23 protein-coding genes are annotated in these 26,126 nt (G+C 58.2%); 16 read left to right on the forward strand and 7 right to left on the reverse strand.

Annotated features, from left to right (window positions below):
- The first annotated feature begins 92 nt into the window (after positions 1-92).
- On the forward strand, positions 93-803 hold the full coding sequence (locus M8006_RS05565) for a C39 family peptidase (RefSeq protein WP_250080478.1): 711 nt from the start codon (positions 93-95) through the stop codon (positions 801-803).
- A gap of 63 nt (positions 804-866) precedes the next feature.
- On the opposite strand, the gene M8006_RS05570 is transcribed toward M8006_RS05565, so the two are convergent.
- From M8006_RS05570 to M8006_RS05580, 3 genes are read right to left on the reverse strand one after another with little or no spacing between them, the layout of a single operon-like run.
- The gene (locus M8006_RS05570) at positions 867-1,730 is read right to left on the reverse strand and encodes a MurR/RpiR family transcriptional regulator (RefSeq protein WP_250080479.1); all 864 of its coding nucleotides are present in this window, start codon (positions 1,728-1,730) and stop codon (positions 867-869) included.
- Positions 1,731-1,746: 16 nt separating this feature from the next.
- A complete protein-coding gene (locus M8006_RS05575) occupies positions 1,747-6,114 on the reverse strand; it encodes an EAL domain-containing protein (protein ID WP_250080480.1) in 4,368 nt (1,455 codons plus the stop codon).
- A gap of 46 nt (positions 6,115-6,160) precedes the next feature.
- Positions 6,161-7,525 (reverse strand): aldehyde dehydrogenase family protein, encoded by a 1,365-nt coding sequence (locus M8006_RS05580; RefSeq protein WP_250080481.1) that lies wholly within the window; start codon positions 7,523-7,525, stop codon positions 6,161-6,163.
- A 90-nt stretch (positions 7,526-7,615) separates the two neighbouring features.
- Here M8006_RS05580 and M8006_RS05585 point away from each other — a divergent pair, with 90 nt between their 5' ends.
- The 12 genes from M8006_RS05585 (at position 7,616) to lpxL (ending at position 18,215) form a co-directional block, all read left to right on the forward strand.
- Positions 7,616-8,815 (forward strand): GNAT family N-acetyltransferase, encoded by a 1,200-nt coding sequence (locus M8006_RS05585; protein ID WP_250080482.1) that lies wholly within the window; start codon positions 7,616-7,618, stop codon positions 8,813-8,815.
- Positions 8,816-8,984: 169 nt separating this feature from the next.
- Entirely contained in the window at positions 8,985-9,308 is a 324-nt protein-coding gene (gene ftsB / locus M8006_RS05590; RefSeq protein ID WP_284046955.1) for a cell division protein FtsB, read from the forward strand.
- A complete protein-coding gene (ispD, locus tag M8006_RS05595) occupies positions 9,305-10,006 on the forward strand; it encodes a 2-C-methyl-D-erythritol 4-phosphate cytidylyltransferase (RefSeq protein ID WP_250080483.1) in 702 nt (233 codons plus the stop codon). The genes ftsB and ispD overlap by 4 nt, the downstream gene beginning before the upstream one ends.
- Positions 10,007-10,063: 57 nt before the next feature.
- Complete coding sequence (ispF, locus tag M8006_RS05600) at positions 10,064-10,546, forward strand: 2-C-methyl-D-erythritol 2,4-cyclodiphosphate synthase (RefSeq protein ID WP_250080484.1); 483 nt, start codon at positions 10,064-10,066, stop codon at positions 10,544-10,546.
- On the forward strand, positions 10,543-11,592 hold the full coding sequence (gene truD, locus M8006_RS05605; RefSeq protein ID WP_250080485.1) for a tRNA pseudouridine(13) synthase TruD: 1,050 nt from the start codon (positions 10,543-10,545) through the stop codon (positions 11,590-11,592). The genes ispF and truD overlap by 4 nt, the downstream gene beginning before the upstream one ends.
- 36 nt (positions 11,593-11,628) lie before the next feature.
- Complete coding sequence (surE, locus tag M8006_RS05610; protein WP_250080486.1) at positions 11,629-12,375, forward strand: 5'/3'-nucleotidase SurE; 747 nt, start codon at positions 11,629-11,631, stop codon at positions 12,373-12,375.
- Positions 12,362-13,039, forward strand: a complete 678-nt coding sequence (locus M8006_RS05615; protein ID WP_250080487.1) for a protein-L-isoaspartate(D-aspartate) O-methyltransferase — start codon at positions 12,362-12,364, stop codon at positions 13,037-13,039. The genes surE and M8006_RS05615 overlap by 14 nt, the downstream gene beginning before the upstream one ends.
- A complete protein-coding gene (locus M8006_RS05620; protein WP_250080488.1) occupies positions 13,036-14,001 on the forward strand; it encodes a DUF368 domain-containing protein in 966 nt (321 codons plus the stop codon). Before M8006_RS05615 ends, M8006_RS05620 begins: the two co-directional genes overlap by 4 nt.
- 7 nt (positions 14,002-14,008) lie before the next feature.
- On the forward strand, positions 14,009-15,034 hold the full coding sequence (locus tag M8006_RS05625) for a peptidoglycan DD-metalloendopeptidase family protein (protein WP_250080489.1): 1,026 nt from the start codon (positions 14,009-14,011) through the stop codon (positions 15,032-15,034).
- A gap of 101 nt (positions 15,035-15,135) precedes the next feature.
- Positions 15,136-16,113 carry an RNA polymerase sigma factor RpoS gene (gene rpoS, locus M8006_RS05630; RefSeq protein WP_250080490.1) on the forward strand — a complete coding sequence of 326 codons (978 nt, stop codon included), beginning with the start codon at positions 15,136-15,138 and terminating at the stop codon, positions 16,111-16,113.
- Between the two features lie 32 nt (positions 16,114-16,145).
- Positions 16,146-17,240, forward strand: coding sequence for an alanine racemase (gene alr, locus M8006_RS05635; RefSeq protein WP_250080491.1), 1,095 nt, complete (start codon positions 16,146-16,148; stop codon positions 17,238-17,240).
- Between the two features lie 60 nt (positions 17,241-17,300).
- Positions 17,301-18,215, forward strand: a complete 915-nt coding sequence (gene lpxL, locus M8006_RS05640) for an LpxL/LpxP family Kdo(2)-lipid IV(A) lauroyl/palmitoleoyl acyltransferase (protein WP_250080492.1) — start codon at positions 17,301-17,303, stop codon at positions 18,213-18,215.
- Positions 18,216-18,281: 66 nt separating this feature from the next.
- On the opposite strand, the gene speD is transcribed toward lpxL, so the two are convergent.
- The 4 genes from speD to M8006_RS05660 all read right to left on the reverse strand — a co-directional run bounded on the left by speD (position 18,282) and on the right by M8006_RS05660 (position 21,456).
- On the reverse strand, positions 18,282-19,076 hold the full coding sequence (speD, locus tag M8006_RS05645; RefSeq protein WP_250080493.1) for an adenosylmethionine decarboxylase: 795 nt from the start codon (positions 19,074-19,076) through the stop codon (positions 18,282-18,284).
- Between the two features lie 165 nt (positions 19,077-19,241).
- Positions 19,242-19,661, reverse strand: a complete 420-nt coding sequence (locus tag M8006_RS05650; RefSeq protein WP_250080494.1) for an OsmC family protein — start codon at positions 19,659-19,661, stop codon at positions 19,242-19,244.
- Positions 19,662-19,768: 107 nt separating this feature from the next.
- A complete protein-coding gene (gene murU, locus M8006_RS05655; RefSeq protein ID WP_250080495.1) occupies positions 19,769-20,434 on the reverse strand; it encodes an N-acetylmuramate alpha-1-phosphate uridylyltransferase MurU in 666 nt (221 codons plus the stop codon).
- Positions 20,431-21,456: an aminoglycoside phosphotransferase family protein gene (locus M8006_RS05660; protein ID WP_250080496.1), complete on the reverse strand. Its 1,026-nt coding sequence runs from the start codon at positions 21,454-21,456 to the stop codon at positions 20,431-20,433. Before M8006_RS05660 ends, murU begins: the two co-directional genes overlap by 4 nt.
- A 70-nt stretch (positions 21,457-21,526) precedes the next feature.
- On the opposite strand from M8006_RS05660, the gene M8006_RS05665 reads away from it, so the two are divergent.
- The 3 genes from M8006_RS05665 to pdxA are packed head-to-tail and all read left to right on the forward strand — an operon-like array spanning position 21,527 to position 26,122.
- Positions 21,527-23,974, forward strand: coding sequence for an LPS-assembly protein LptD (locus M8006_RS05665; protein ID WP_250080497.1), 2,448 nt, complete (start codon positions 21,527-21,529; stop codon positions 23,972-23,974).
- A gap of 46 nt (positions 23,975-24,020) precedes the next feature.
- Positions 24,021-25,046, forward strand: coding sequence for a peptidylprolyl isomerase (locus M8006_RS05670; protein ID WP_250080498.1), 1,026 nt, complete (start codon positions 24,021-24,023; stop codon positions 25,044-25,046).
- The gene (pdxA, locus tag M8006_RS05675; protein ID WP_250080499.1) at positions 25,046-26,122 is read left to right on the forward strand and encodes a 4-hydroxythreonine-4-phosphate dehydrogenase PdxA; all 1,077 of its coding nucleotides are present in this window, start codon (positions 25,046-25,048) and stop codon (positions 26,120-26,122) included. The genes M8006_RS05670 and pdxA overlap by 1 nt, the downstream gene beginning before the upstream one ends.
- Positions 26,123-26,126: the final 4 nt, after the last annotated feature.

The following is a 26,126-nucleotide window of genomic DNA, read 5'->3' on the forward strand; positions in this document are numbered from 1 at the left end:
CGCGCATCTGCTGGAGCGCTTTTCTTTCTACTTGGGTCTGGACTTCAATTGCATAAAATCCCGACCCGACTTTGACGAGATGTGCCACTACGGTGCTATCGCGTCATGAAACTGTCCGAACCATTGTATTTAAAGAGTTGTTGTTATTGCATGCGGTTATATTTATTTTGCTGCCTGTTTCAGCATCGGCGTCAGACTCCGCGTATATCAGTCATTCTCATCTGCGTGGGTCTATTGGCATCACAAGCTGGAAATCGTTGCGCGATTCGGGAGTCGTCAAACAGGATCTTGATGCGTCATGTGGTGCGGCATCGGTGGCAACAATTCTTAATGAACACTACGGCCAATCAATTACCGAGAAAGAGGTGTTAGATGCCATGGGTGTTTTGGATGAGGAAAATGAAGATGGAATGGCCTCTTTTGATGATCTCGCCAATGCCCTGACGGAGTTTGGTTTTCGAGGCGTTGGGTATGCGGCCTCATTCAACCAGCTTACCCAGTTAAAAATTCCCACTATTGTCTATACAAAGCATCGCAAGAATGATCATTTTTCCGTCTTGCGTGGGATTGATGATGATACGGTTTGGCTGGCAGATCCTTCGCTGGGTAACCGCACCTATAGCAAATACCAGTTTCTGGATATGTGGGAAACTCGCGACGACTCGGTATTGAAAGGCAAGATTCTGGCGATTGTGCCTCTGATTGAAGAAACGCAGAGCGCAGAAGACTTCTTTACCACCCACCCACGTCGTCAAACGGCTCAGGCGGTAAAGCAGCAGGCTTTTCGGGCTCATAGCCCTTGAAAGACCTGCGCTTTTTTAGATAGCCGCCCTGGGTGGTTTGCAGCTACCCACGCCATTGATGGATCAACCACCCGCTTTCTTGATAGGGAAGCGGGTGTCGCGCAAGCTATCTTTGATTTTTTTTAGGTGCGGCAAAAAGTCTTCACCGCGGCGCAGGGTAACACCGGTGGCTAGGGCGTCGATCAGCGTGAGCTGAATCATTCGCGAGGTCATCGGCATGTAGTGGTCGGTGTCCTCGGGGGTGGCGACGTCTAGCGTAGCGGTGCATTCAAACGCCAGCGGTGAGCTGGGCGCGGTGATCCCCAATACCACTGCGCCCGATTCGCGCGCTAGGCGAGCGATATCAACCAGCTCCCGAGTGCGCCCGGTGTAGGAAATAACGACGACCACATCGCCAGTGTGGCAGGCGGCGGCGACCATACGCTGCATGAGCACGTCGATGTACACCATTACCGGTAAGTTGAAGCGGAAAAACTTGTGTTGGGCGTCTTGGGCCACCGCGCCCGAGGCACCTAGGCCAAAAAAATGGATCTGCTTGGCTTGAATGAGGTAATCGACCATTCGCTCAACGGCGTCGGCATCCACCGCTCGGCGCGCGTCATCAAGTGCGGCGATAGTGGCACCGAAAATCTTCTGTGTGTACTGGCTAGCGTCATCATTTGGCTCGACGGCACGGGTGACGTACGGCGTGCCACCGGCGAGGCTTTGCGCCAATTTGATTTTGAAATCGGGAAAGCCTTTAGCACTGAAGCTGCGGCAAAAACGGTTAACGGTGGGCTCACTGACACTGGCGGCTTGTGCGAGGCTGGCGATGCTCAAGCTGGTGGCGGCGCCGGGGTCAGCCAAAATGACGTTGGCGACCTTACGTTCCGAGCGGTTGAGCTCTTCCAAACGTTGGCGTAAGCGGTCAAGCAGGTCATGGGCCATTACGTATCTCCGTGGGTCAAGGGGTCGTGAGCTGGGGGGTTGGTATCGTGGGTGCCCAATGAGCACACCAATGAGCAAAGTCGGTCGCCGAGAGTGGGCGAGAGTAAAAATACCCCTGCGCCATTTCGCAGCCTATCGAGCGTAAATACGCCGCCTGTGCCGCGGTTTCGATGCCTTCTGCCACGACATCGCAGCCAACGCCGTGGGCGAGCTGGGTAATGGTGCGGGTGAGTTCGCGATCGGTGTCGCTCTCCTCTAGGTCCATCACGAAGGCGCGGTCAATCTTGAGCGTGGAGATAGGGAGCGTTTTTAGGTAAGCAAGCGAGGAGTGTCCCGTGCCGAAATCGTCAATCGCCACGCTAATGCCGGCCTCAATCAGCTGAGCGAGCTGATGACGGGCGTTAGCGATGTCGCGCATCAACCCGGATTCGGTCACTTCAATGCTGATCAAACGGTGCGGCACACGGTGTTCGGCCATGCGTGTAAGCAGCATTTGAGCAAAGTAGGGGCGCGCAAGCTGTCGAGTCGCGACGTTCACGGCGATATGAAACTCGTCGCTTACCCAGGGACTATGCCGCCAGGCGGCGGCTTGGAGGATGGATTGCTCAAGCACCCACTCGCCAATGGCGAGAATATCACCGCTGGCCTCGGCCAAGGGAATAAAAAGCCCCGGTGAAAGGTGGCCCATCTCCGGCTGTTTCCAGCGCAGTAGCGCTTCGGCGCCAGTAATGCGTAGCTCGTTTAACGAGAGTTTGGGTTGAAATACCAGCGACATTTCGCCCCGCTCGGTGGCGCCGCGTAGGGCGTTTTGTACCTTTAAGCGGTGGCGCTGCTGCGCTTCTAGGCTTTCGGAATAACGCTGTACGCGTAGGCCTCCTTCGCTATGCGGTAACGAAATCGTGGCCATGTGAACCAAGCGTTCGCCTGCAAAATAGCTTTTTGCCCAGCTAATACCGATGCGCGCATTGATATTGAGCAGCAAGTCATCTAGCTTTTGATCGTGATCGAAGCAGGCTAATAGGCGTGTGGCCAGGGTATTTAAAGTGTCTGGATCATTCTCGGGAGAAAGCAGCAGTAGCTCGCTACCGCCCCAGATGCCTAAGGTGTGTGTGTCGTCAAGCTGAGTTAAAAGCGTTTGGCCGAGCTGGCGCAGTAGCTTTTCAGCGACGCTATAGCCGTGGAGGCGAACCACATCGTCTAACCCATCGAGGGCGATAAACAAAAGTCCGGCACCGCTGCCACCCATGGAAGCTTCGCGTAGCGCTTGGGTGAGGCCCCGGCGGCTGGGCAGTTGTGTGATGGGGTCGGTGCGCGATTGGCGGTCGAGTTCGCGAGTGCGTTTTTCTACTATGCGTTCGAGCGTTTCCGCTTGTTGGTCGCGCACGTGGTAGCGGTGCTCTATCGTGAGTGTGTTGCGAATGCGCTGCAGCACTTCATCGTGCTTAAACGGTTTGGTGAGAAAATCGCGCACGCCCATGTCGAGCGCGCGATGGCGGGTTTCGTCATCGATGTGTGCCGTGAGTACGATGATCGGCGGGGTCTGCTCCGCGAAGTGTTCGCGTAACTGCTCCATTAAGGCATAGCCGTCGAGGTGCGGCATGCGGATATCCAAAAGGAGTAAGTCCGGCAGCTGCTCCTGGCAATAATCCAGCACTCGGCGTGGGTCGCTGATGCCGTGAACGCGGCCAAAACCGTGTTCATCGAGCAGTTCAAGCATTAGCTCGACGTTGATCGGGTTGTCGTCGACCACCAAGAGGTGTTTGTTGGCTACGTTCATTGGGCGGCTCCCTCGCGGCTGGGTGTGTCGCTCCAGCGTACTAAGCAGTTTATCAATTTCCAGGGGCTTCGTAAGATAGTCATCAAAGCCCGTCGCTAGACCGTTTTTAATATCGCTGGGCATGGCGTTGGCCGAAAGCGCGATGACCGGCAGGTGCTTGAGCCGCAAGTCGCTGCGAATGGCCTCTAACGCTTGGTAGCCATTCATGCCGGGAAGGTGAATATCCATTAGCACTATGTTGGGCAGACGGCTGCGCATGATATCTAAGCCAATTTCGGCGCTGGGCGCGATGTGAAGGGCAACATTATCGACGTCGTCAATAATGTCTTCCATCAGCCGCTGATTGGCCGGGTTGTCTTCGATGTATAGCAGTGCGTGTTGTTTGGGCGGTGCGCTTGGGTCGGACGTATGCTCAGCATGAGGGTGCTTGGGCGCCGTACTTTTGTCACGGATGGTCGGGAGGGTGAACCAGAACGTGGCGCCTTGGTTGGGCGAGTTTTCCACGTCGACTTCTCCGCCCATGCGCTCCACTAATTCGCGGGTGATGGCAAGCCCGATGCCGGTGCCTTCGATGGTACCGTTTTCGGCGTCGAGCCGATTAAACGGCTCAAAAAGCTCGTGTTGCCGCGCCAAGTCAACGCCGGGGCCGGTATCCGTGATGTCAAAGCGCAGCATATTGCCCTGCGCTTGTGCGCTGATTTCAACGTGCCCGTTGGCGCGGTTGTATTTAATGGCGTTAGAGATCAGGTTCAGCAGTACCTGTTTAGTGCGGGTGTAATCGGCGGATACGCGCCACTCACTGGGCACATGGCAGCGCCCAAGTGTGATGCCAGCCGCATCGGCATTCGCTTCTAGTGTATCGTATGCATCTTGAACCACGCTTTGCACATGAATAGGCTCAATCGAAAGCGGTAATTTTCCTGCCTCGATTTTGGCTAAATCCAGGACGTCGTTAATCAGGCTCAGCAAGTGCTGACCGCTTTTTTCAATTTGATTGACCTGACGTCGCTGCTTGTCGTTGAGGGGATGACGTTTGCCGCTGGCGAGAATTTGCGCAAACCCTAAAATGGCGTTGAGCGGGGTGCGTAATTCATGGCTCATGGAGGACAAAAATTCGCTTTTGGCGCGGTTGGCCTTTTCGGCTTGGTCGCGTGCTTGCGCAAGCTCGCCCATGACGTGTTCGCGTTCGGCCATCTGGCGGTAAAGGTTGATCAGTAGTGCGCAGGTGTCGGTGAACGGCTGCAGCCAGTCGAGCAACTCTTGGTCGAGCGCCTGCTGGCTATTGGCAATGGCGAACATGCCGATCAGCCTACCCGAGCTAAAAATAGGAACGCCGAGGTAATTATTGATCGGGGGATGCCCAGTAGGGAAGCCGCCACGCAGCGGGTGATGGTAAAGGTCTTCGGTCATGATGACTTCACCGTGCGCAAAGACGCGGCCGAGCAGTGTGTCAGGGTTGGTGAGCATCATATCGCCCCGGCGCAGTTGCTCCATTAATTTGCGTGACTTTTCACTCCAAGACAGGTCGGTAATGGCATGTATCTTTAAAATACTGTTGCTATCGGTGGGCAGTACTTCCCCAATCAGCGCGTAGTCGCTGTCGGTAAGATCACGCAACGCTTCCATTAAAAAAGCCCAAAGCCGCTCACCTGACATCAGCGCTTGATAATCGGTAATGCCTTGGTGGAGCACCTTGAGCAGGCTTTGTTCTTTATGTATGCGCTGATGGGTGGCATAAATGTCGCTTAAATCGGTGAGTACGCCAAGAAACTCATCCACCTTGCCGTGCTCATCATGGATGGCGTTAATGGCTAAATGCACAGGAACGCGATGACCATCTTGGTGCCGCGCTTCTACTTCGCGGCCTCTTCCGATCACGTTAGGGCGCCCACCGGCAAGGTAGCGGTTAATGTAGGTATCGTGGTCTTTTGCGATTTCAGGCGGCGTGAGTATCGCGACGTTTTGGCCGATCAGCTGCTCTTTGGTGTAGCCCAAAAGATCCATGATGGCGGTGTTAACCGCGATAATGGTGCCAGCGCGGTCAATGCGCACTTTGGAGACGGCACTGGAATAAAAAAGTGTTTCATAGCGTTTAGCCGTGAAGGCAAGGTCGGCGCTGATTTTTTGCTGGCGCAATAGCTCTTCCACCTGGCCCGCCAAGCGCTCAAGCCGGTGGAAGTCACGCGTGGAGAACTCTCGCGGCTGGCTGTCTATCAAGCAAAGTGTTCCTACTGGCAGGCCGTCGGTGGGGCGCAGTGGGATGCCAGCATAAAAACGGATATGAGGTGATGACTCAACCAGCGGGTTATCCGCAAAGCGCGCGTCTTTTAAAACGTCGTGAATCACCAACGGCTTGTTATCCGCCACGGCGTGAGCGCAAAACGATATGTCGCGCGGTGTCTCTTGAACATCGAAGCCGAGGTGCGATTTAAACCACTGCCGGTTTTCATCCACCAGCGACACGAGTGCGATGGGCATGTTAAACACATCACGGGCAAGTTCAGCCAGGCGTTCAAACGCCTGCTCTGCGGGAGTGTCGAGCACGCGAAGATCGCGCAGTGCCTGGAGTCGCTGGGCTTCATTATGGGGTATGTCGGGCACTTGCATAAGCCCTCCGTCGCAAAAGTCAGGCAGTGGCTGCGCGTATCAAGGCTCAGTAGCCAAGCAGTTTGAGTAGCCAGCGCCGGTAAGGGGGACGAATGAGTGCGATAGGCGTGCGTTTGGCCTGATAAAACACACCGCGCCGGTGGCTGAAGCGCTCAAAACCATGGCGGCCGTGATAAGCGCCATTGCCGCTATCGCCAACGCCGCCAAATGGCAGGCCGGGTACGGCATGATGCAAAAGCGTTTCGTTAAACACCAGCGCGCCGGAGCGCGTTTCATTCATTAGGCGACGCTGCAACGCAGCGTCGCGGGTAAAAGCGTAAAGCACGAGCGGATGCGGTCGCGCGGTAATATAACCAATAGCGGCGTCGATGTCTTTCACACTTATGATCGGTAACGCGCGGCCAAAAATCTCTTCTTGCATCAGCGCAAGGTCTTGGTTGGGGTCAACGACCAGCGCCGGGGCGTATTCGCCCGGGTCAATCACACGGCAACCGTGGTTGTGGGCTTCTTTGAGTAGTTCGGTACTACGAGCCGCATGACGCGCATTGATGGGTGTCGTAACGTCGCGCGCATCCGGGCGCTGCTTGGCGACGGTATCGCTTAGCGCGTGGATCAACGCGTCCAGGTGACGACCTTCGACCAGCACATAATCGGGTGCGATACAGGTTTGTCCGCCGTTGAAGCCTTTGCCGAAAATGATCGCCTCGGCAGCAGCATTAAGGTCGGCATCATCGGCAACGATAACCGGCGATTTCCCGCCAAGCTCAAGCGTGGTGGGCGTTAAGTTTGCGGCTGCGGCCTTGGCGACGTCCCGCCCAACGGCGGTGGAGCCGGTAAACAGTAAGTGATCAAACGCCAACGCACTGAAAGCTTGGGCAATCTCGGCGTTGCCTTGAACCACGTAAAACTCGTCCGGGTCGAAGTAGCGTGACACAAGCTCAGCGAGAAGCGCACTGGTCGCCGGGGTGTGCTCACTGGGTTTGAGCATCACGCGGTTGCCCGCGGCGATGGCGTCGATGGCGGGCATCAGCGCTAGGCTCCAGGGGTAGTTCCACGGCGAAAGAATGCCCACCACGCCTAGCGGCTGCGGGGTGATGCGCGCCCGCGCCGGGAGCAGTCGCCACGAAACGCTCGCCCGGCGTGGGCGCATCCAGCCTCTAAGCTTACGTCGCGCATAACGGGCTGCATGAATCACCGCGCTGGTTTCCGCCAGGCGGATTTCGCTCTCGCTACGCTGGCCAAAGTCTTGGACAATCGCATCGATAATCTCGCTCTGGTGGCGCTTTGTCATGCGCGCTAAGCGCATAAGTCGGTCACGACGTGTGGCAAGGTTTGGGAACGGCGCCTGATCGGCGGCCTGTCGCTGAGTGTCAAAACCGTGTTGAAGTTGGCGCTGAAGGTCGTGCGGCATCGGTGCGTCTCCAGGTGAATCCCGTCGGGCATTCCGCTAGTGTAGAAGGTTCGCGGCGCTGTTCGTATCTTAGTCAATCTTGGAGGTGCTATGCCCTCACCGACGCTGTCGTCTGGTTTACCGCCGCTTGTATGCACTATTCTACCTGGGATGGCGTGTGTAACCGCAAGTCAATGGGATCGATTGGTCAACCCCGATCAGCCGTTTTTGCGCCATGCATACCTGAATGCGCTGGAAGCGAGCGGCTCGGTGAGTGCGGCAACCGGCTGGGAGCCTGCGCATTTCGCTGTGTGGCAAGGGCAAAAACTGGTGGGGGCGCTGCCGCTTTATCGCAAGCACCACTCGTATGGCGAATACGTCTTTGATTGGACGTTTGCCGATGCTTTAGAGCGCGCTGGCGGGCGTTACTACCCGAAAGCATTGAGCGCAATCCCTTATACCCCGGTACCAGGGCCGCGAACGTTGATCGCTCCCGAAAGCGATGAGGCGGAGGTGCGCCAAGCCCTGGCGCAAGGTTTGTGGCAGCTGTGCGACGACGAAGCGCTTTCAAGTTGGCATCTGTTGTTTAGCGCGTGCGACGACGTGGCGGCCTGGCAGACACTTTGCCCTGAGCTCATCGCTCGCGAGGGCGTGCAATTTCAATGGCGCGATGGAGAAGGTGATACCCCGCGCTTTGGCGACTTTGACGGTTTTCTCGCGACGCTGACGGCCAAGCGGCGCAAGATGATTAAACGCGAACGGCGTATCGTGGCCGACCAAGGCATTACCCTGCACCGCCTGGAAGGCGAGGCCATTACCTCCGAGGCGCTAGCGCACTTCTACCGTTGCTACGCAAATACCTACCACGAGCGCGGTCGGCCGCCGTATCTTAACCGTGATTTTTTCCAACGCATAAAACGCACCATGCCCGAATCGCTATTGCTGGTGCAGGCGCGCTTGGATGGGCGCCCGGTCGCCGCTGCGCTTTACTTTCGCGGTACGCAAAGCCTTTATGGACGCTACTGGGGCAGCGAGGTGCTCGCCGATTGTCTGCATTTTGAGGCCTGTTACTACCAGGGAATCGAGTATTGCTTGGAGCAGGGGCTGACGCTTTTCGACCCCGGCACCCAGGGCGAGCATAAGCTGGTGCGGGGTTTCCACCCGCAGCCGCTTCGCTCGCTGCATTATTTTGCTCATCCAGGGCTTGCTGCCGGGGTTGCCCAGTTCTGCGAGGAAGAAGCCCAACACATGGCGGCTTACCGTCACGCCGCAAGCGATGCGCTGCCGTTTCGGCGGGAGAGTAAGACGTGAAGGCGCGCGAGTGAATCGCTTGAATAGCGTCGGGCGGCTCGCTGCGCTAGGTGCTTGGTGGCATAATGCGGCGCAGCGTTTTCTCAACATTTTTTCATCAGGCGGTGCAGTGAGTAGCAAAGCGAACGGTGACACGACAAGGGGGTGGCCTTTTCGGAAGTGGCTCGCGCTGGGGCTGTTTCTGCTGCTGTTATTGCTGCAGTATCAACTCTGGTGGGGAACCGGCGGTTGGTTTGATCTACAGGCGGTGGAAAAACGAGTGGCTACTCAGGAGGCTGCGAATGCGCCGCTGCGCGACCGCAATGCCCGCCTCGCCGCCGAGGTCACCGACCTCAAGCAGGGGCTGGATGCGATTGAAGAGCGCGCGCGCAGTGATATGGGCATGGTGCGGGCGGATGAGCAATTTTTCTGGGTGCCGGGCGTGGCGATTGAACCACAGCTGATCGAAATCAATGCCGGTCTCGTCGTGCCCGTGCAGGAGGGCAGTCAATGAGCGCCACCACCTGGCTGATTGTGCCCGCCGCCGGGCAGGGTAAACGCATGGGCGCGGCCCTGCCCAAGCAGTATCTCACGCTTACAGGCGCGCCGATTCTCGCTATCACCCTGGCGCGCTTGCACGCCGCATTGCCGCACGCGCGCTTGGTGCTGTGTCTGGATGAACAGGATCGCTGGTTTGATCCCGCATGGGTACCGTTTACTCGCTGGCAGCGTGTTTCGGGTGGGGCTGAACGGATGGATAGCGTGTTGAATGCGCTGCAAGCGATTGATGCCGCTGGTGATGACGTGGTGCTGGTCCACGACGTGGCACGCCCCTGCGTGAGTGTAGAAGATTTATGCGCGCTTGAGCAGGCCGCCAAGCAGTACGCTGGCGGGGCACTGCTGGCAATGCCGGTGGCAGATACCATGAAGCGTGAAAGCCGTGACGGTACCAGCGCGCGTACCGAGTCCCGCGATGGGCTGTGGCACGCGCTGACCCCGCAAGGGTTTCGCTATGCGCTGCTTTGCCAAGCGCTCGGCCACGCCCGCAAGCACGAGACGCTGGTCACCGATGAAGCCTCCGCGGTCGAGGCCTTAGGCCATAGGCCCAAACTGGTAAGTGGTCGGCGTGACAACCTGAAAGTGACGCATCCTGACGATTTGGCGCTGGCGGCGGCGATTTTAGCCGCGCAGCGCGAGCAAAGCCGCACGTGAATGCGCGGTCTTTGATGCGCTTTTTACTATGTGATCGATAACGAAAAGGAGTGTTGGATGCGCATTGGCCACGGCGTTGATGTTCACCGTTTCGGCCCCGGCGAGCATGTCATGATCGGCGGGGTCAAATTGCCCTTTACTCACGGCTTTGTGGCCCATTCAGACGGCGATGTGCTACTCCACGCACTCTGCGATGCGCTGCTTGGCGCCTGTGCGTTGGGCGATATCGGACGCCACTTTCCCGATACCGATGACGCTTGGAAAGGCGCGGATAGCCGCGACTTGCTGCGCCGCGTGGGGTCTCTGGTAAAGGATGCCGGTTGGGACGTGGCGAACCTGGATACCACTATCATGGCGCAGGCGCCGAAAATGGCACCGCATATTGAGGCTATGCGCAAGGTCATTGCCAGTGATTTAGCGCTATCGCTTTCACAAGTCAACGTTAAAGCTACCACCACCGAGCGCCTTGGGTTTACTGGCCGCGGGGAAGGCATTGCGGCTGAGGCTGTGGTGCTGCTCACGCCGCGGGGCAACCCATGAACGGGCTTCCCACTTGGGCGCGCACGCTAGACGCTGCGTTTGGGCCGCCGTTGCCGGGGCAATATCGCGCCGCCCCCGATGATTTTATCGTCGAGGAGCAGCTTGATTTCACCCCCGAAGCGCACGGCGAGCACCTGTGGCTTTATATCGAAAAACGCAATCAGACCACCTTGGACGTGGTGAAGCAGCTCGCGCGGCTGTGCGGCGTCACGCCAAGAGACATGGGTTACTCGGGAATGAAAGACCGCGTGGCGATCACCCGGCAGTGGCTGAGTGTTCACTTGCCGGGGCGTGACGCGCCGGTTGACCTCACCGAGCGTTTAGCCGGCGTGGACGTGCGTGTCTTGGCGCAGGCGCGCCATCCGCGTAAGTTAAAGCGCGGTGTGCATCGCACTAACCGTTTCACCCTACGCCTGAGCGGTGAGGCGGTGGCAAGTGACTGCTTCACCGCCCGCTGGCAGGCGCTTTGCCATCACGGTGTGGCGAATTACTTCGGCCCGCAGCGCTTTGGCCCCGGCGGGCGTAACCTCGCCCGCGCTGAGGCGGTGTTGGCGCGCGGCTGGCGCAAACGTGATGATCGTCAAGGAATGCTGCTTTCCAGCGCACGCAGTTTTTTGTTCGATGAAATGTTGAGCGCACGGATTGAAGCAGGCAGCTGGAACTCGCCGCTAGACGGTGACACGCTGATGCTGGACGGCACGCAGAGTGTATTTCGCACCGATCAGGTCGACCAAACGCTAAAAGCTCGCGCCGAGGCCTTAGACATACACCCCGCTGGGATACTGTGGGGCGTTGGCTATACGCCGGATGAAACACCCGCGCAGCGCTTTGAGGCCGAGGTGGTCGAGCGCCACCCGGTGCTGTGCGATGGGCTTTTGCGTAGCGGTATCAAACCGGCGCGTCGTGCACTGCGGATGCGCCTGGGCGAGCCTGAACTAAAGATTGAGGCGGGCCACGCGACGCTTACGTTTTTGCTGCCGCGCGGCGGCTTTGCCACCGCGGTGCTTGGCGAGCTGATCGCGCACCCCGACGTTGCCGGCGGCTAACCTAAAAGTCAGCGGTTGAAACTAAGGAGATAAATGATGCGACGATTGCTGCTTTCCAATGATGACGGCGTCCATGCGCCTGGCTTGCGCGCGCTGTTTGAAGCGCTGACGGCGCACGCGAAAGTGCGTGTGGTAGCGCCGGATCGTGACCGCAGCGGGGCGAGTAACTCGCTGACGTTGTCGCGTCCACTGCGCCTGAGCGCGTTAGATAATGGATTTTACAGCGTTGATGGCACCCCGGCCGACTGTGTCTACCTCGGCGTCAATGGGGTTTGGGACGAGATGCCCGATGTGGTTATTTCGGGGATCAATCACGGCAGCAATCTTGGCGATGACGTGCTCTATTCCGGTACCGTGGCCGCTGCGATGGAGGGGCGCAACTTAGGCATGACAGCGATTGCCATGTCGCTTTGCGGTGAGCGCTATTTTGAGACCGCCGCAAAAATGGCGGCCACGCTCGTCGGCGCGGCGGATCAGCTCTCGTTGCCACCGCGTACGCTATTGAATGTTAACGTGCCGGATGTGCCCTGGGAGCAAATTCGCGGGGTTCGGGTCACTCGCCTTGGCTTTCGTGGCCCGGCGGCCAAGCCGCTTGCCACCGAAGACCCCCGGGGTCGCACGCGCTATTGGATCGCAGCGGTAGGGGCGAATGCCGATGATGGTGAGGATACGGATTTTGCCGCTGTGGAGGCGGGATTTGTCTCCATTACGCCGCTGCAGACCGATTTAACCCGCCACCCAGCGCGTGGCGATGTGCAGGACTGGTTGGATGCTTTTGCCTGATTTGTCCCCGACGGAGCTTCGCGGTCGTGGCATGACCTCGCAGCGTACCCGTGATCGAATGGTCGAGCGCATAGCGCATCAGGGCATTCGCGATGAACGGGTGTTGGCGGTGATGGCCGAGGCGCCACGGCATTTGTTCGTCGATGAGGCACTCGCCCACCGCGCCTACGAAGATACGTCGCTGCCCATTGGCTTTGGGCAGACGCTCTCGCAACCGTTGACCGTGGCGCGTATGACGGAGCTTACGCTTCGCGAAGCGCCGCGGCGCGTGTTGGAACTCGGCACCGGATCGGGGTATCAAACACTGGTTCTTTCGCGCTTGGTGCCCGTGCTCTATTCACTTGAGCGTATTGACGCCTTACACCAACGCGCCGCTGCGCGGCTTAGTCGGTTGGACGCAAAAGCGCGTCTTGCGGTTGCAGACGGCAGTAGCGGTTGGCCACATGCCGCCCCTTTTGATGTCATTTTGCTTACTGCGTGCGCTCAGACGCTGCCCTCGATTCTGCTAGAGCAGCTAAGCGATGGCGGTGTGCTGATTGCCCCGCTGGAAGACGCCGACGGCACCCAGTGGCTCACACAGGTGCGCCGCGTTGGGCAAGATTACGACAAGCGCCGGCTAGAGCCGGTGCGGTTTGTTCCCCTGTTGCAAGGAGTGGTGGATTGAAGCGTCACACGTTGGGCCTCTTTTTTAAAGGCGCCGGGATGGGCGCCGCTGATGCGGTGCCGGGGGTATCAGGCGGGACGATTGCGTTCGTTACCGGCATTTATGAGGAGCTGATTCACACCATTCGCCAGTTTGGCCCGAGTGCCTGGAGCGCCTTTCGCCAAGAGGGGGTGAAAGGGGTATGGCGCCACTTGAACCTGGTTTTCTTGCTGCCTTTGTTGCTAGGGGTCGCGGTCAGTTTGTTCAGCGTGGCGCACTTGGCCGTTTGGCTGATGGAGGCGCACCCGCTGTTGCTCAATGGCTTCTTTTTTGGCCTCGTTGCCGCTTCGGCGTTGGTGGTGCACCAGGCGCACCGCGAGTGGAAAATATGGTATGTACTGCCGTTGGTCGCGGGGCTTTTGATTGCTAAAGCACTGCCGGGGCTGATGCCCCTTGTGCTGATGCTGGGTAATGAGGCGCTGATTGTGGCGGTGGCCGGTGCCATTGCGATTAGCGCGATGATACTCCCCGGTGTGTCGGGCAGCTTCTTGCTTCTCACCATGGGGCTTTACGGCACGATTATGCAGGCGATACGTGGGTTTGATATAACCGTGATCGCGATTTTTGCGGCCGGTTGCGCCGTTGGGCTTGCGCTCTTTACGCGTCTTTTATCGTGGCTCTTGCGCCGCCATCACGGCGCTACCATGCAGTTGTTATTAGGTTTTATTGTCGGCTCTTTGCCAGTTCTCTGGCCTTGGCGCGAGCTGGTAAGCTATCAACTTGGCCCTAATGGGCAGATGATCCCGCTGGCACATCGCTACCTGATGCCGAATGATTATGCGCTACTGATCGGCGGCTCTGCTCAGGTTTGGGGAGTTATCGTTCTTATGCTAGCGGGGGTAGCGTTGGTTGTCGCACTCAATCGCCATACCAACGGCGCAAACACGACACGTAGCGCTCACGTCAGCGCTGAAAAGGAGTAAGAATTGCATGCGTAAGGTTTTGATGATGTCGGCACTTGCTCTGGCCGTTGCTGGCTGTGCCAATCAGCCAGACGCTGGCCCGCAAGTGCGTGACCTAAGCGACGCGCGTCGGGCGGTCGAAAGCACCCCGCAATATACCGTCGAGGCGGGCGATACGCTCTATGGCATTGCGTGGGAACACGACATGGATTATCGCGGCCTTGCCGCGCTTAATGACATTGTCCCGCCTTACAATATTTACCCTGGCCAAACCATTCAGCTGCGCGAAGGTCAAGTTAGTGACGCGCCAGCGCGACGTGACGGTTCGCGCGACTCGCAGGGGGCGGTTGCCACCGGGCTAGGCGCAAATGGCGCTGACGTGGCGCCGGGAGAGCAAGAAATGGATTGGCTATTGCCGGATGAGTCGGCGATAGAACGCAATCAGCGCATCAAGGCGGAGCGCGAGGCGGTTCAAGCCGCTGAAAGTGTGGCGGTAGCGCAATCTCAGCAAACGCCAAACGGTGAGGCTGAAGTGGCCGCGAAGACCGCTTCCCAACCTAATACCGAGTCAGAACCAGAACCGCAAACCGCTGAACCCGAGTCGAAACCCGAACCACAAGCCGAGCCTAGCCAAGTGTCGAGCGTGGATCGCAGCGAGAGAACCTATACCCCCGCCGAAACGATAGATTGGCAATGGCCCGTTGAGGGCGAGGTGGTAAGCGCCTTTAGCGAAGGACAAATTATAACTGCCGGGATTGATATCGCTGGAGAAAAGGGGCAACCTGTCAAAGCAGCAGGGCCAGGAATTGTGGTTTATGCCGGCAGCGGCGTTCGCGGGTATGGCAACTTGGTGCTACTCAAGCATAACGATGCGTTTCTTACCGCCTATGCACATAACGATAACCTTCGCGTAAGCGAAAATGACGTGGTAAAAGCGGGCGAAACGATTGCCACGATGGGCGACAGTGACGCTGAAGACGTGAGGCTGCATTTTGAGGTACGCAAGGATGGTCAACCTCAGGATCCCCTGAATTTTCTGCCATCACGTAATTAAATCGACGCCTCAATAATGATAAAAGCAAACGCGCCAGCAGCGCGCAACGCTCTTGGCGTTTAGATAGTGGAACAAAAGGCGAGATAACGGGGGTGGGAACGATGAGTATGCTGGAACGAGAACTACAGGAAGTAGACCTTAGTGCGGCTGAAGAAACGCTAAGTGAGATAGATAGCGAAGCGGCAGCTGCAGAAGAAGAAGCGTTTGAAAAAGCGCTTGGGCGCGAAGGCCGCCAGCAGCATCAAAGCCTGGATGCCACGCAGATCTATCTCAATGAAATCGGCTTCTCGCCACTATTAACGCCCGAAGAAGAGGTTCACTACGGCCGCTTAGCGCGCAAAGGTGACCCGCTTGGCCGTTCACGAATGATCGAGTCCAACCTGCGTCTGGTGGTAAAGATCGCTCGTCGTTACCTTAACCGCGGCCTGACGCTTCTGGATTTGATCGAAGAGGGTAACTTAGGCCTCATTCGCGCCGTTGAGAAGTTTGACCCTGAGCGTGGCTTTCGCTTTTCGACGTACGCCACCTGGTGGATACGACAAACGATCGAGCGCGCGCTGATGAATCAGACCCGCACGATTCGCTTGCCGATTCACGTGGTTAAAGAGCTTAATATTTACCTGCGGGCCGCGCGGGAGCTGACGCAAAAACTCGACCACGAAGCCACGCCCGAAGAGATCGCTGATCATCTGGATAAGCCGGTCGAGACGGTCAAAAAGATGCTTGGGCTCAACGAGCGTGTTTCCTCGGTCGACTACCCTGTAGGCGGCGATAGCGATAAGCCACTGATCGATACCTTGTCCGATGACGACGACCACGGTCCGGAAGCCTCATTGGTCGATGGCGATGTCAAAGAGCACGTGGATGAGTGGCTGGGCGAGTTGACGGAAAAACAGCGCGAAGTGGTCGTGCGCCGCTTCGGTTTGCGTGGCCATGAAGCCGCGACATTGGAAGAAGTCGGGGCGGAAATCGGCCTCACTCGTGAACGTGTGCGTCAAATTCAAGTGGAAGCCTTGAAGAAGCTGCGGCGTGTACTGGAAAAACAAGGCCTGTCACTGAACGCCATTTTTGAAAGCTAATGTTAACCCACCGATGATAAGCGAGACCAGGCATGCGCCCGTTGGTAGCTCATATCGACCTGGACGCATTGCGTCATAATTATCGACTCGCCTGTTCCTGCGCGCCCCAAAGCCAGGCAGTTGCCGTGATCAAAGCCGATGCTTACGGTCACGGTGCAGTGGCGTGCGCCCAGGCGCTTGAAAGTGAGGTGCCGGCCTTTGCTGTTGCCTGTATAGAAGAAGCGATGGCGCTGCGTGATGCGGGTATTCAAACGCCGATTGTGCTGCTCGAAGGTATTTTCTCCGCCGATGAGCTCCCTTATGTGGATAAACACCGGTTATGGATGGCCATTCACAGCCGGTGGCAGCTCGAAGCCCTGCAGGCATTTACGCCGAGCGCGCCAATTCCCGTTTGGCTTAAGGTTGATTCCGGTATGCACCGGCTGGGGTTTGAGCCCGAGCAGACAGCAAGCGTATGGCGCTCGCTTGAGGCCATGCCGCAGGTGGGCGCCCTGCACTTGATGAGCCACTTTGCGACAGCTGATGCGACGGATACCGGCTATTTTTCTCAGCAAATGGTCACCATGGAAGCGCTGGCCGCCGAGCTTGGTGCGCCGCTTTGTCTGGCCAACTCACCAGCAACGCTGGCTCGCCCGCAAGCCCACGGCGCCTGGAATCGCCCTGGCGTTATGCTCTACGGCAGTGATCCGCTAAAAGCCCCCAACACATTCACGCACCAACTGCAGCCGGTGATGACGCTGCGTTCAGAGATTATCGCTCTGCGCGAGATCAAGGTGGGCGAGTCTGTTGGCTACGGCGGGCGTTGGCGTGCGGCGCGTCGTTCACGTATTGCGGTGATCGCGGCGGGCTACGGTGACGGCTATGATCGCCACGCCATTGACGGCACACCGGTGCTGGTGAATGGTAAGCGAGCCACGCTTGCGGGCAAAGTCTCGATGGATATGCTCACCGTGGATGTCACGGATATCCCCGATGCGGCCATTGGCAGCGAGATCGTACTTTGGGGCAAAGCGAAAAACGGCGAAGTGCTATCAATCGATGAGGTCGCGCGCCACTGTGACACCATCAGTTATACCCTGCTGACCGGTGTATTGCCGCGTGTGCCTCGGCGCTATGGTGGCGTTTAGAGCAGGCGTGTAAACGTCACCGAGCGTCAAACTCCCACTATCAAAGACGAATGAAACCGCATGGCGAAATCGCGCTATCCCAACTCCTTTGCCCATCCTCGTTACTGGCCGACATGGCTTGCCATTGGCGCTATGTATGTGGCGGCATGGTTGCCGTGGCGGGTCAAGCTGTGGCTGGGGAAAGGCATCGGTCTGGCGGCCTGGCGTTTGGCCAAACGGCGCCGATACATTACGGAAACCAATGTAGCGCTCTGTTTTCCTGATAAAAGCGCTGACGAGCAGCGCCGTTTAGTGAAGGAGACGTTCATTGCCAATGGCATTGGGCTGCTAGAAACCGCGGCGGTTTGGTGTCGCGATGCTGAAGACTTTCGCCACCGGGTGGCGTGTGTTGGCGAGGAGCATCTTGCCCGCGCCGAGGCGCAAGGCAAAGGCGTTTTGATTGCCGGAGTGCACTTTTCGGCGCTGGATTTAGGGGGGGCGCTGCATTCGCTGTTTTTTTCTGCCGATGCGGTCTATCGACCGCACAATAATCCATTGTTTGACCGCTTTATGATGCGCGCACGTAAGCGTAATTTCGGCCAGTTGATTGATCGTTACGACTTACGCACCGCCGTGCGGCGGATAAAAGCAGGACGTTCGGTTTGGTACTCACCGGATCAAGATTTTGGCCGAGATGCCAGTGTATTCGCGCCTTTCTTCGGCCAACAGGCCTCAACCATCAAGCTAACGGCAAAAATCGCCCGCTTAACCGACGCGCCTGTCGTATTGCTGATGTTCCACCGCAATCCGGATAACCGCACTTATACCTTCGAATGGCTACCCGCGCTGGAAGGCTATCCCAGCGGGGATGATGTCGCCGATGCCACGCGCGTTAACGCCATTATCGAACAGGCGATTCTTACCCATCCCGAACAATACCTCTGGCTTCATCGACGCTTTAAAACACGCCCCGAAGGCGAAGCCAAGATTTATTGAGTTCCTACCTACTTGAAAAACCGGGCCTGCTGCAGGCCCGGTTTTGTTTATCGAGAAGCGCTGACGCTAATCCAAGTTGCGCGAATAGAAAATTTCGAGCATCTCCTTGCGCAGGCGACTTTCGATATTGCGGGCTTCTTCGAAGGTGATATCGCGCCGTGAGGTGCCGAACAGGTAGTTATCCAGATCGAAGTCTTTCAGCAGCATTTTGGTGTGGAACATGTTTTCTTGGTACACGTTCACATCAATCATTTGATATTGCTGCTTGGTATCGTCGGCAAGATAATCCTGGATCGAGGTGATCTCGTGATCGATGAAGAGTTTCTTGCCGTCAACGTCACGGGTAAAGCCACGTACCCGGTAGTCCGTGGTGACAATGTCAGAATCGAAACTGTGAATCAGATAGTTCAGCGCCTTGAGCGGGCTGATATGACCACAAGTCGACACATCGATATCTAACCGGAAGGTGCTAATGCCATTATCCGGGTGCGATTCCGGGTAGCTGTGCACGGTCACATGGCTCTTATCTAAGTGCGCGACCACGGTTTCCGGCAGCGGGCCAGGGCCGGGCTTAGTTTGGCCGGGGTCGGCCTCGTCAAGCTCGTGCTCGGCAATCAGGATCGTCACGCTCGCGCCATGAGGCTCATAGTCCTGGCGTGAAATATTGAGCACATGAGCGCCAATGATATTGGTCACGTCTTTGAGGATCTGGGTCAGGCGCTCCGCGTTGTAGAGCTCATCGATATAATCGATATAAGCAGATCGCTGCTCTTCGGTTTTGGCGTAACAGATGTCGTAAATATTGAAGCTCAAGGAGCTTGTCAGGTTGTTAAACCCGTGGAGTCGGAGATTATCTGACACGTCCGAACCTCCCTATGGCGGATGAAGACACCCCGACGAGCCAGCGCCGGAACCGAGTCCACTTGATATCAGTGGAAAAGCCGTTAAATACGAGCGCGCGTATTATGCCCGGCTGAGGGCAGCGATGCATCCGGCCGGGCTATTTTTTTCATCGCGTGGTGGCGGCTACGCCTCAACGATTTCGAATGAGTGAGTAATCTCAACGCCACCTTGGCCGAGCATGATCAAGGCGCTGCAGTATTTATCCGCGGAGAGCTCAACGGCGCGCTGTACCTGTTTCTCTTTGAGCCCGTGGCCTGAAATCACAAAGTGAACATGAATTTTGGTAAAGACGGACGGCACGCTATCGGCGCGCTCGGCGTCGAGCTCTGCCACGCAGTCGGTCACATCGGCGCGCGCTTTGTCGAGAATATTGAGAATATCAAAAGCCGTGCAGCCACCCATACCCATCAGTAGCATTTCCATCGGGCGCGGCCCGGTGTTGCGACCACCGTGGTCGGGCGGGCCGTCAATCACGACGCTATGCCCGCTGCCGGATTCCGTCACAAATTGACGCCCATCAGTCCATTTAACCCGTGCTTTCACGTTTCTCTCCTATCTTGTCAGTCTTGCGTCTGGCTGCCGGTACGTATAGGGCACGCAGCATAGCATTTAATCGCTTTTGTGCGGGCGGGCTTTATGCGTGGCTTGGTCTAGACGCTATCGCGAAGCGCGCGATCAAGCGTTGTAAGTCGCGCGGGAGTGCCTACGTCTACCCATTGGCCGCGAAAGTGCTCACCGCTGACGCGTTCGTCGGCCATCGCCGCTTTGAGCAGCGGTGCCAGTGCAAAGGCGCCGGGCGCATGCTCAACGACAAGCGCCGGATCCATCACGCTCAAACCCGAAAAGGTGAGCTTAGGTTCCCCGTGGTGGCGAACGCGGCCGCCGCTCAGCGAAAAGTCGCCTTCGGGGTGGTGCCCCGGGTTATCCACGAGCATGAGATGGGCAAGATCGCCGTTTTTTAGTGCAAGCTGGCTTGGCAGTGCCTCGCACCACACATCGCCGTTAACCAGCAAAAAAGGCGCCCCGCCCAATAGGGGGAGCGCCTGACGAATACCGCCGCCGGTTTCTAGCGGGGTTGCCTCGCGGCTGAAATGCAGGCGTAACCCGAACGCTCGGCCGTCGCCTAAGGTGTGCATAATTTGCTCACCGCGGTAGCTAACGTTGATAATGACATCAACAAAGCCAGCGCGCTTTAAGCGCTCTAAGTGGTGGACAATCAGCGGTTTGCCCGCTACCGGAAGCAGTGGCTTGGGGCAGGTGTCAGTGAGTGGGCGCATGCGTTTGCCAAGCCCCGCGGCCAGGATCATCGCTTTCATTCGGGCCGCTCCTGAGCGTCAAGCGTGGTGAGTTTTTGCGTCATCGCCGGACGCAGCGTTTGGCTGAGCCACTGGGCAAAGTCGGCGTGCTCGGGGAGTGCGGCGAGGCTGTCTTCTAAATGCATGAGAAAATCGGGCAAGTGTTCGAGATACCCGCGTTTGCCGTCGCGCAGCGTCAAACGGCAGAAAATCCCCAGCACTTTGAGTGAGCGCTGAGCGGCCATGGCGTGGCTTTGGCGCAAGAAAGTCGCCTTGTCCGTGGTGCTTGATAGACGACCATCGTCACGGGCTTGCTGGTAAAACTCGACCATAAAGCCGTCGAATTCACGCTGGGAAAAGCGCCAGTAGCGCCCGCGCAAAAGCGAGATCGCATCGTAGCTTAAGGGGCCCGCCACGGCGTCCTGAAAATCGATCATGTAAAGTTGGCCTTGGTGCGGCATCAGGTTCATGGCATCGAAGTCGCGGTGAACAGTGACCACCGGCTGCGAGAGCGCTTGCTGGATCAGTGCGGTGCGCAGCGCACGCCAGCTCTCCGGCACCGGCAGGTCAAGCCAAGCGCGTAAGTGCCACTCGGGGAATAAGTCAAGCTCGCGGCCAAGCAGTGCAGCATTAAAGGCAGGTAGGGCGGCTGGGTTGGCGCGGTTTTGTAGCGGACCGATCAACGCAAGCGCGTCACGTGTGTGAGCGTGAACGGCATCCGCGTCAGTGAAAAGCGTTTGCAGCGGGGTCTCGCCCAAGTCATCCAGCAATAAAAAACCGGCATTCAGGTCGGCGGCGTGAACGCGCGGTACGGGAAGCCCTGCGGCTCGCCATTGGCGCGCAATGCTGACAAACGGCGTTGAGTCTTCTTGGTCGAGTGGAGCATCCATTACCACCTGCGTCTCGCCGCCTGGCAGCGTGAGGCGAAAATAGCGCCGAAAGCTCGCGTCGCCGCCGGCAGGTGCGAGGTGTATGTCGCTGTGTGCGAGGCCGTGTTGTGTCGCGGCCCAAGTTAAAAGGGCGTTTATCCGAGATGATGACATGCAAGCTCCTGGCTGGTCGGGCATGATGCGAGCTGTATAATACCGATTCCCGATGCCAAGGATAACGAACATGGGCAAGCGATTTTTGCGTACCGCGCCGCTAACGCTCGTCGGCAGCCTGCTGGCAGGGGCCTCAAGTGCCGCGATTGCCCAGAGCGAGCCGCTGCCAGCTCAGGCGCTGGACTGGCAAGCCTGGGAGCAGGACGAAGCGGCGAACCAGGTGTGTCGCGGGCGCTATGTGATGCCGGGCTACCGCCTGTCGGCCGGCGATGACCCGCGTGAGCTGCAGGTGGAAACCAGCGAGTCCGACTACGCGGCGGACGGCGAGGCGATCCTGCGCGGTGACGTTGTGTTGCGCCGTGGTGGTACGGAACTTGAAGCCGAGTACCTTTACGTGCCGGCCAGTCGCGAACGGGTCGATGCTGAAGGTGCATTTGCGCTACGCGATGGTCGCGCACTCTTGCGCGGGTCTGAGGCGACAATGTCGCTAGCAGAGGATCGCGGGCAGGTGAGCGACAGCCATTACGTGCTTTACCAAGAGCGCGTGCGCGGCCAGGCCGAGCGCTTAGAACAAGTGGGCGAAGCGCAGTATCGCCTGCGGGACGCAAGCTTTACCACTTGCGAACCCGGCGAGAATACCTGGCAACTGGTCAGCAGCGATATCCGCCTAGATCAAGCCAGCGGCTTTGGCACGGCGCGCAATGCGCGTTTAAAGATCCACGACGTGCCGGTGTTTTACTGGCCTTGGTTACGCTTTCCCATCGATGATCGCCGCCATACCGGTTTGCTCTCGCCAACGATTGGTTTCTCCAGCGACCAATTGGATTACACCCAGCCCTTTTACTGGAATATTGCCCCCAATCGCGATGCCACGATCACGCCGCGTTGGGTCAGCGACCGTGGCCTGCTGCTTGGCGGCGAGTATCGCTACCTGCTTGAGCGCCATGGCCGCGGTAGCCTTGAAGGGGCGTGGCTGAATAGCGATGACGGCGGCTCAGGCGGTGATGAAGGGCGCTACCAAGGCGACAACCGCTGGTATGTTGACGCCGAGCATCGAGGTCGCGTTAACGACCGTAGCGGGTATCAGCTACGTTATGGCGCGGCAAGCGACGGGCGCTATTTTGATGACTTTGGCAGCGAGTTCGGCTCTAGCGACCGTTATGGCATGGAGCGCTTAGCTCAGGTGGATTATCAGGGCGAGCGCTGGCGCTTGGATGCTCGTGCCCAAGGTTATCAACGCCTGGACGATCCCTTAAGCGACAGCGATAAGCCTTTCTACCGCTTGCCCAGCTTGACCGCTCAAGCGCGCTGGCAGCAGGAAAATGGCTTTTATCGTGAATGGAACAGTAACGCCACTTATTTTTGGCGCGATGTGGACGAAACCTTGGTGCCCGAGCGCGAAGCGGCTACCGGCGGTCGTATTCACTTAGCGCCTGCGCTGGGGTGGCGCGTTGAGCGCCCATGGGGCTATTTAGCTCCGCGTACTGAGCTTTGGCACACCGCCTACGCGCTGAATTACGGCAATCGCGAAACGACACTGGATACATCGCCCGATCGTAGTGTTGCAATAAGCTCCCTCGATGGTGGGCTCGTCTTTGAGCGCGAGCTGGATCTTGGCGAGCGTGATTACCGCCAGACGCTAGAGCCGCGAATGAACTATGCGTTTGTTCCGCGTACCAACCAAGTGGATTTGCCCGAGTTTGATAGCCGCGAACGCGCCTTCTCGTGGGAACAGCTATGGTCGGCTAAGCGGTTCTCGGGCACCGATCGGGTGGGGGATTTAAACCGTCTGTCGCTGGGCGTGCAATCACGGCTTTTGGCGGGTGAGTCGGGACAAGAAAGTGTGCGCATCGGCGTTGGGCAAAGCGTCTATTTTGCGGATCGCCGCGTGGGAATCGACGGTGATGACAGTACGTTGCCGGATCGCGACAGCGACAATAACGACGTCAATCCGGAAAGTTATTACCAAGCGACTCGTGATCGATCGCCTTGGGTGGCGCGCCTCGATTGGCAGATTAACGACCGCTGGAGCAGCGGGGCCGAGTGGCTTTACGATGATCAGCGCGAGTTGACCGAACGCTCAAGCGTCGATCTTACCTATCGCCATCCGCGCGGGCACGTGGCAAACCTTGGCTACCGCTGGGAGATCGAAGGCTTTGACCCAAACCTGGTTCCCGGCGATGACAGCTACCGGCGCTACGCGCGGGAAGAATGGGATGTGTCGCTTGCGTGGAAGGCAAGCCCACAGATTGATTTGATTGGCCGTTACCTGCACGATCAAACCAATAACCGCCCGCTGGAACAGCTTTTCGGCGTGCAGTGGAACGATTGCTGCTACGGGCTACAGCTCGTTTGGCGCCAGTGGCTAGACGACAACGATACGGCCCGTGTCGAGGATGACTTTAACGACCGCGGCCTGTTTTTACGTTTTGTCTTCCGCGGCCTAGGCGGGGTTGGCCAAGACGCGGACGGCTACTTTGAACGCACCATTCCCGGCTATCGTCCGACGTCGCTTTGAGCGGTAACGGGGACGATGAGTCAGGATAATTAAAAGAGACGTTTTCATGACGATGAGAAAGATGTTGTTAGGCCGCGCTAAATACCGCGCGTTAAGCAGTGCGTTAGTGCTTTGCATGGGCGCTGGTGTCGTCTTGACGGCCGAGTCGGTTGAGGCACAGTCGCAACCGTTAGGCGAGCGGCAAGTGCTTGACCGGATTGTGGCGGTGGTGAATGACGGCGCGATTATGCAAAGCGAGCTAGAAAGCCGCGTAGATCGCGTTGTCAGCCAGATGGAAGCGCAAGGCAACACACCGCCTCCGCGTGGGCAGCTTGAAGAGCAGGTGCTTGAACGTATGGTGGTGGAAGAAATTCAGCTGCAAATGGCGCGTGATGCCAACGTAAGCGTTGACGACACCGAGCTTAATCGCCAAGTGCGTAGCATCGCCGAGTCGAACAACATGTCGCTTGAGGCCTTTGCCGACCGTCTTGAGGAGGACGGCATGACGCTTGCTCAAGTGCGCGAAGACCTGCGCCGTGAACTGTTAATGCGTCAAGTGCAGCAGCGTCAAATCGGGCAACGAGTTTCGGTCAGCGAACGCGATATCGAGCGCTTTGTTAACCAGCAGCCATCGACCTCAGGCGACACCTCGTTCATCGAAGAGACGCGCGCCCGGCATATTCTGGTGAAGCTTAACCCCACGCGTAACGAAGAACAGGCCCGCGCACGTGCCGAGCAAGCGCGCGAGCGCCTCATGCAAGGCGAAGACTTCGCTACTGTGGCGCGCGAAATGAGCGACGATAGCGGTAGTGCACTCAACGGTGGCTCACTCGGCTGGGTACGTCCAGGGCAAACCGTGCCGGCGTTTGAGGAGGCAATGCGCGAGCTCTCGCCTAATCAAGTCTCGGCGCCGGTGCGTTCGCAGTTTGGTTACCACGTGATCGAAGTGTTGGAGCGTCGCCGTGAAGACGTCACCGACGAGGCGCGTCGTGAGCAGGTACGCCAAGCGATTTTCCAGCGTCGCGCTAACGAAGAGATGAATGCTTGGCAGCGGGAAATTCGTTCGCAGGCGTTTGTGGATATTCGCCTCTAATGCCACAGCGTGAGGCGACATACACTCCCTTGCCGGTGGCCATCACCACCGGCGAGCCAGCGGGTATCGGCCCGGAGTTGACGTTGATGCTCGCCGAAAGCGGTGAACTGCCGCCGCACAGCGTCTCCGTGGGGGATATAACGCTGCTGGCTGAGCGCGCTAAGCGATTGGGGCTTAAGGTCGAGTTGGTGGCCTGCCAACCCGGCGAGCCCTTGCCGCAAGGCCCCGGTGTGCTCCCCGTGTGGCCAGTGGCGCTAAACGCGCCGTGCCTGCCGGGGGTGCTGAATCCCGCTAACGCCGCTTGTGTGATCGCGACGCTTGCGCTTGCCGTGCGCGCCTGTCAAAACGGCCATGCCGCCGCGATCACCACCGCGCCGCTGCACAAGGGAGTGATCATCGACGGCGGCTTTGCCAGCTTTACCGGGCATACCGAATGGCTGCGCGACGCGTGCGGTGTCGACGAAGTGGTGATGATGCTGGCCACCGATAGCGCCTTGCATGCCCAAGCGCCGGGTTGGCTAGGGGCGGCGGATTTGCGCGTAGCACTGGTCACCACGCACTTGCCGCTGCGCGCCGTGGCCGATGCGATCACGCCCGAGCGCCTTACCCGCATTAGCCACATACTCGCGTCGGATTTGTCCCGGCAGTTTGGTATTCCTAAGCCGCGTATCGCCGTGTGCGGGTTAAACCCCCACGCTGGCGAGGATGGCCACCTTGGCCGTGAAGAGCTGGACATTATCACGCCCACCCTTGAGGCACTGCGTGCACAAGGGGTGGATCTGCGTGGCCCCTATCCAGCGGATACGCTTTTCACCCCGCGCCATCTGGCAGAGGTAGACGCAGTACTCGCGATGTACCACGACCAGGGCTTGGCGGTGCTCAAGTACGCCGGTTTCGGCAATGCCGCTAATATCACGTTAGGGCTACCGCTGGTGCGCACCTCGGTGGATCACGGCACGGCGCTCGATCTAGCGGGTACCGGCAAGGCCTCGCCAGCAAGCCTTGCCGTGGCGATTCGGCTGGCGCGTCGTCTGGCCGATCAGTGCGCCGCCACCTGTACGACTTCTTATCTTTGACCCA

It is taken from the genome of Halomonas llamarensis, from assembly GCF_023555005.1.
GTDB lineage: Bacteria > Pseudomonadota > Gammaproteobacteria > Pseudomonadales > Halomonadaceae > Vreelandella > Vreelandella llamarensis.

Coding starts and splice junctions, on each gene's coding strand:
- M8006_RS05570 (WP_250080479.1), bottom strand. CDS start 1,730: ATGGCCCATGACCTGCTTGACCGCTTACGCCAACGTTTGGAAGAGCTC.
- M8006_RS05575 (WP_250080480.1), bottom strand. CDS start 6,114: ATGCAAGTGCCCGACATACCCCATAATGAAGCCCAGCGACTCCAGGCA.
- M8006_RS05580 (WP_250080481.1), bottom strand. CDS start 7,525: ATGCCGCACGACCTTCAGCGCCAACTTCAACACGGTTTTGACACTCAG.
- M8006_RS05585 (WP_250080482.1), top strand. CDS start 7,616: ATGCCCTCACCGACGCTGTCGTCTGGTTTACCGCCGCTTGTATGCACT.
- ispD (WP_250080483.1), top strand. CDS start 9,305: ATGAGCGCCACCACCTGGCTGATTGTGCCCGCCGCCGGGCAGGGTAAA.
- ispF (WP_250080484.1), top strand. CDS start 10,064: ATGCGCATTGGCCACGGCGTTGATGTTCACCGTTTCGGCCCCGGCGAG.
- truD (WP_250080485.1), top strand. CDS start 10,543: ATGAACGGGCTTCCCACTTGGGCGCGCACGCTAGACGCTGCGTTTGGG.
- surE (WP_250080486.1), top strand. CDS start 11,629: ATGCGACGATTGCTGCTTTCCAATGATGACGGCGTCCATGCGCCTGGC.
- M8006_RS05615 (WP_250080487.1), top strand. CDS start 12,362: ATGCTTTTGCCTGATTTGTCCCCGACGGAGCTTCGCGGTCGTGGCATG.
- M8006_RS05625 (WP_250080489.1), top strand. CDS start 14,009: ATGCGTAAGGTTTTGATGATGTCGGCACTTGCTCTGGCCGTTGCTGGC.
- rpoS (WP_250080490.1), top strand. CDS start 15,136: ATGAGTATGCTGGAACGAGAACTACAGGAAGTAGACCTTAGTGCGGCT.
- alr (WP_250080491.1), top strand. CDS start 16,146: ATGCGCCCGTTGGTAGCTCATATCGACCTGGACGCATTGCGTCATAAT.
- lpxL (WP_250080492.1), top strand. CDS start 17,301: ATGGCGAAATCGCGCTATCCCAACTCCTTTGCCCATCCTCGTTACTGG.
- murU (WP_250080495.1), bottom strand. CDS start 20,434: ATGAAAGCGATGATCCTGGCCGCGGGGCTTGGCAAACGCATGCGCCCA.
- M8006_RS05660 (WP_250080496.1), bottom strand. CDS start 21,456: ATGTCATCATCTCGGATAAACGCCCTTTTAACTTGGGCCGCGACACAA.
- M8006_RS05665 (WP_250080497.1), top strand. CDS start 21,527: ATGGGCAAGCGATTTTTGCGTACCGCGCCGCTAACGCTCGTCGGCAGC.
- M8006_RS05670 (WP_250080498.1), top strand. CDS start 24,021: ATGACGATGAGAAAGATGTTGTTAGGCCGCGCTAAATACCGCGCGTTA.
- pdxA (WP_250080499.1), top strand. CDS start 25,046: ATGCCACAGCGTGAGGCGACATACACTCCCTTGCCGGTGGCCATCACC.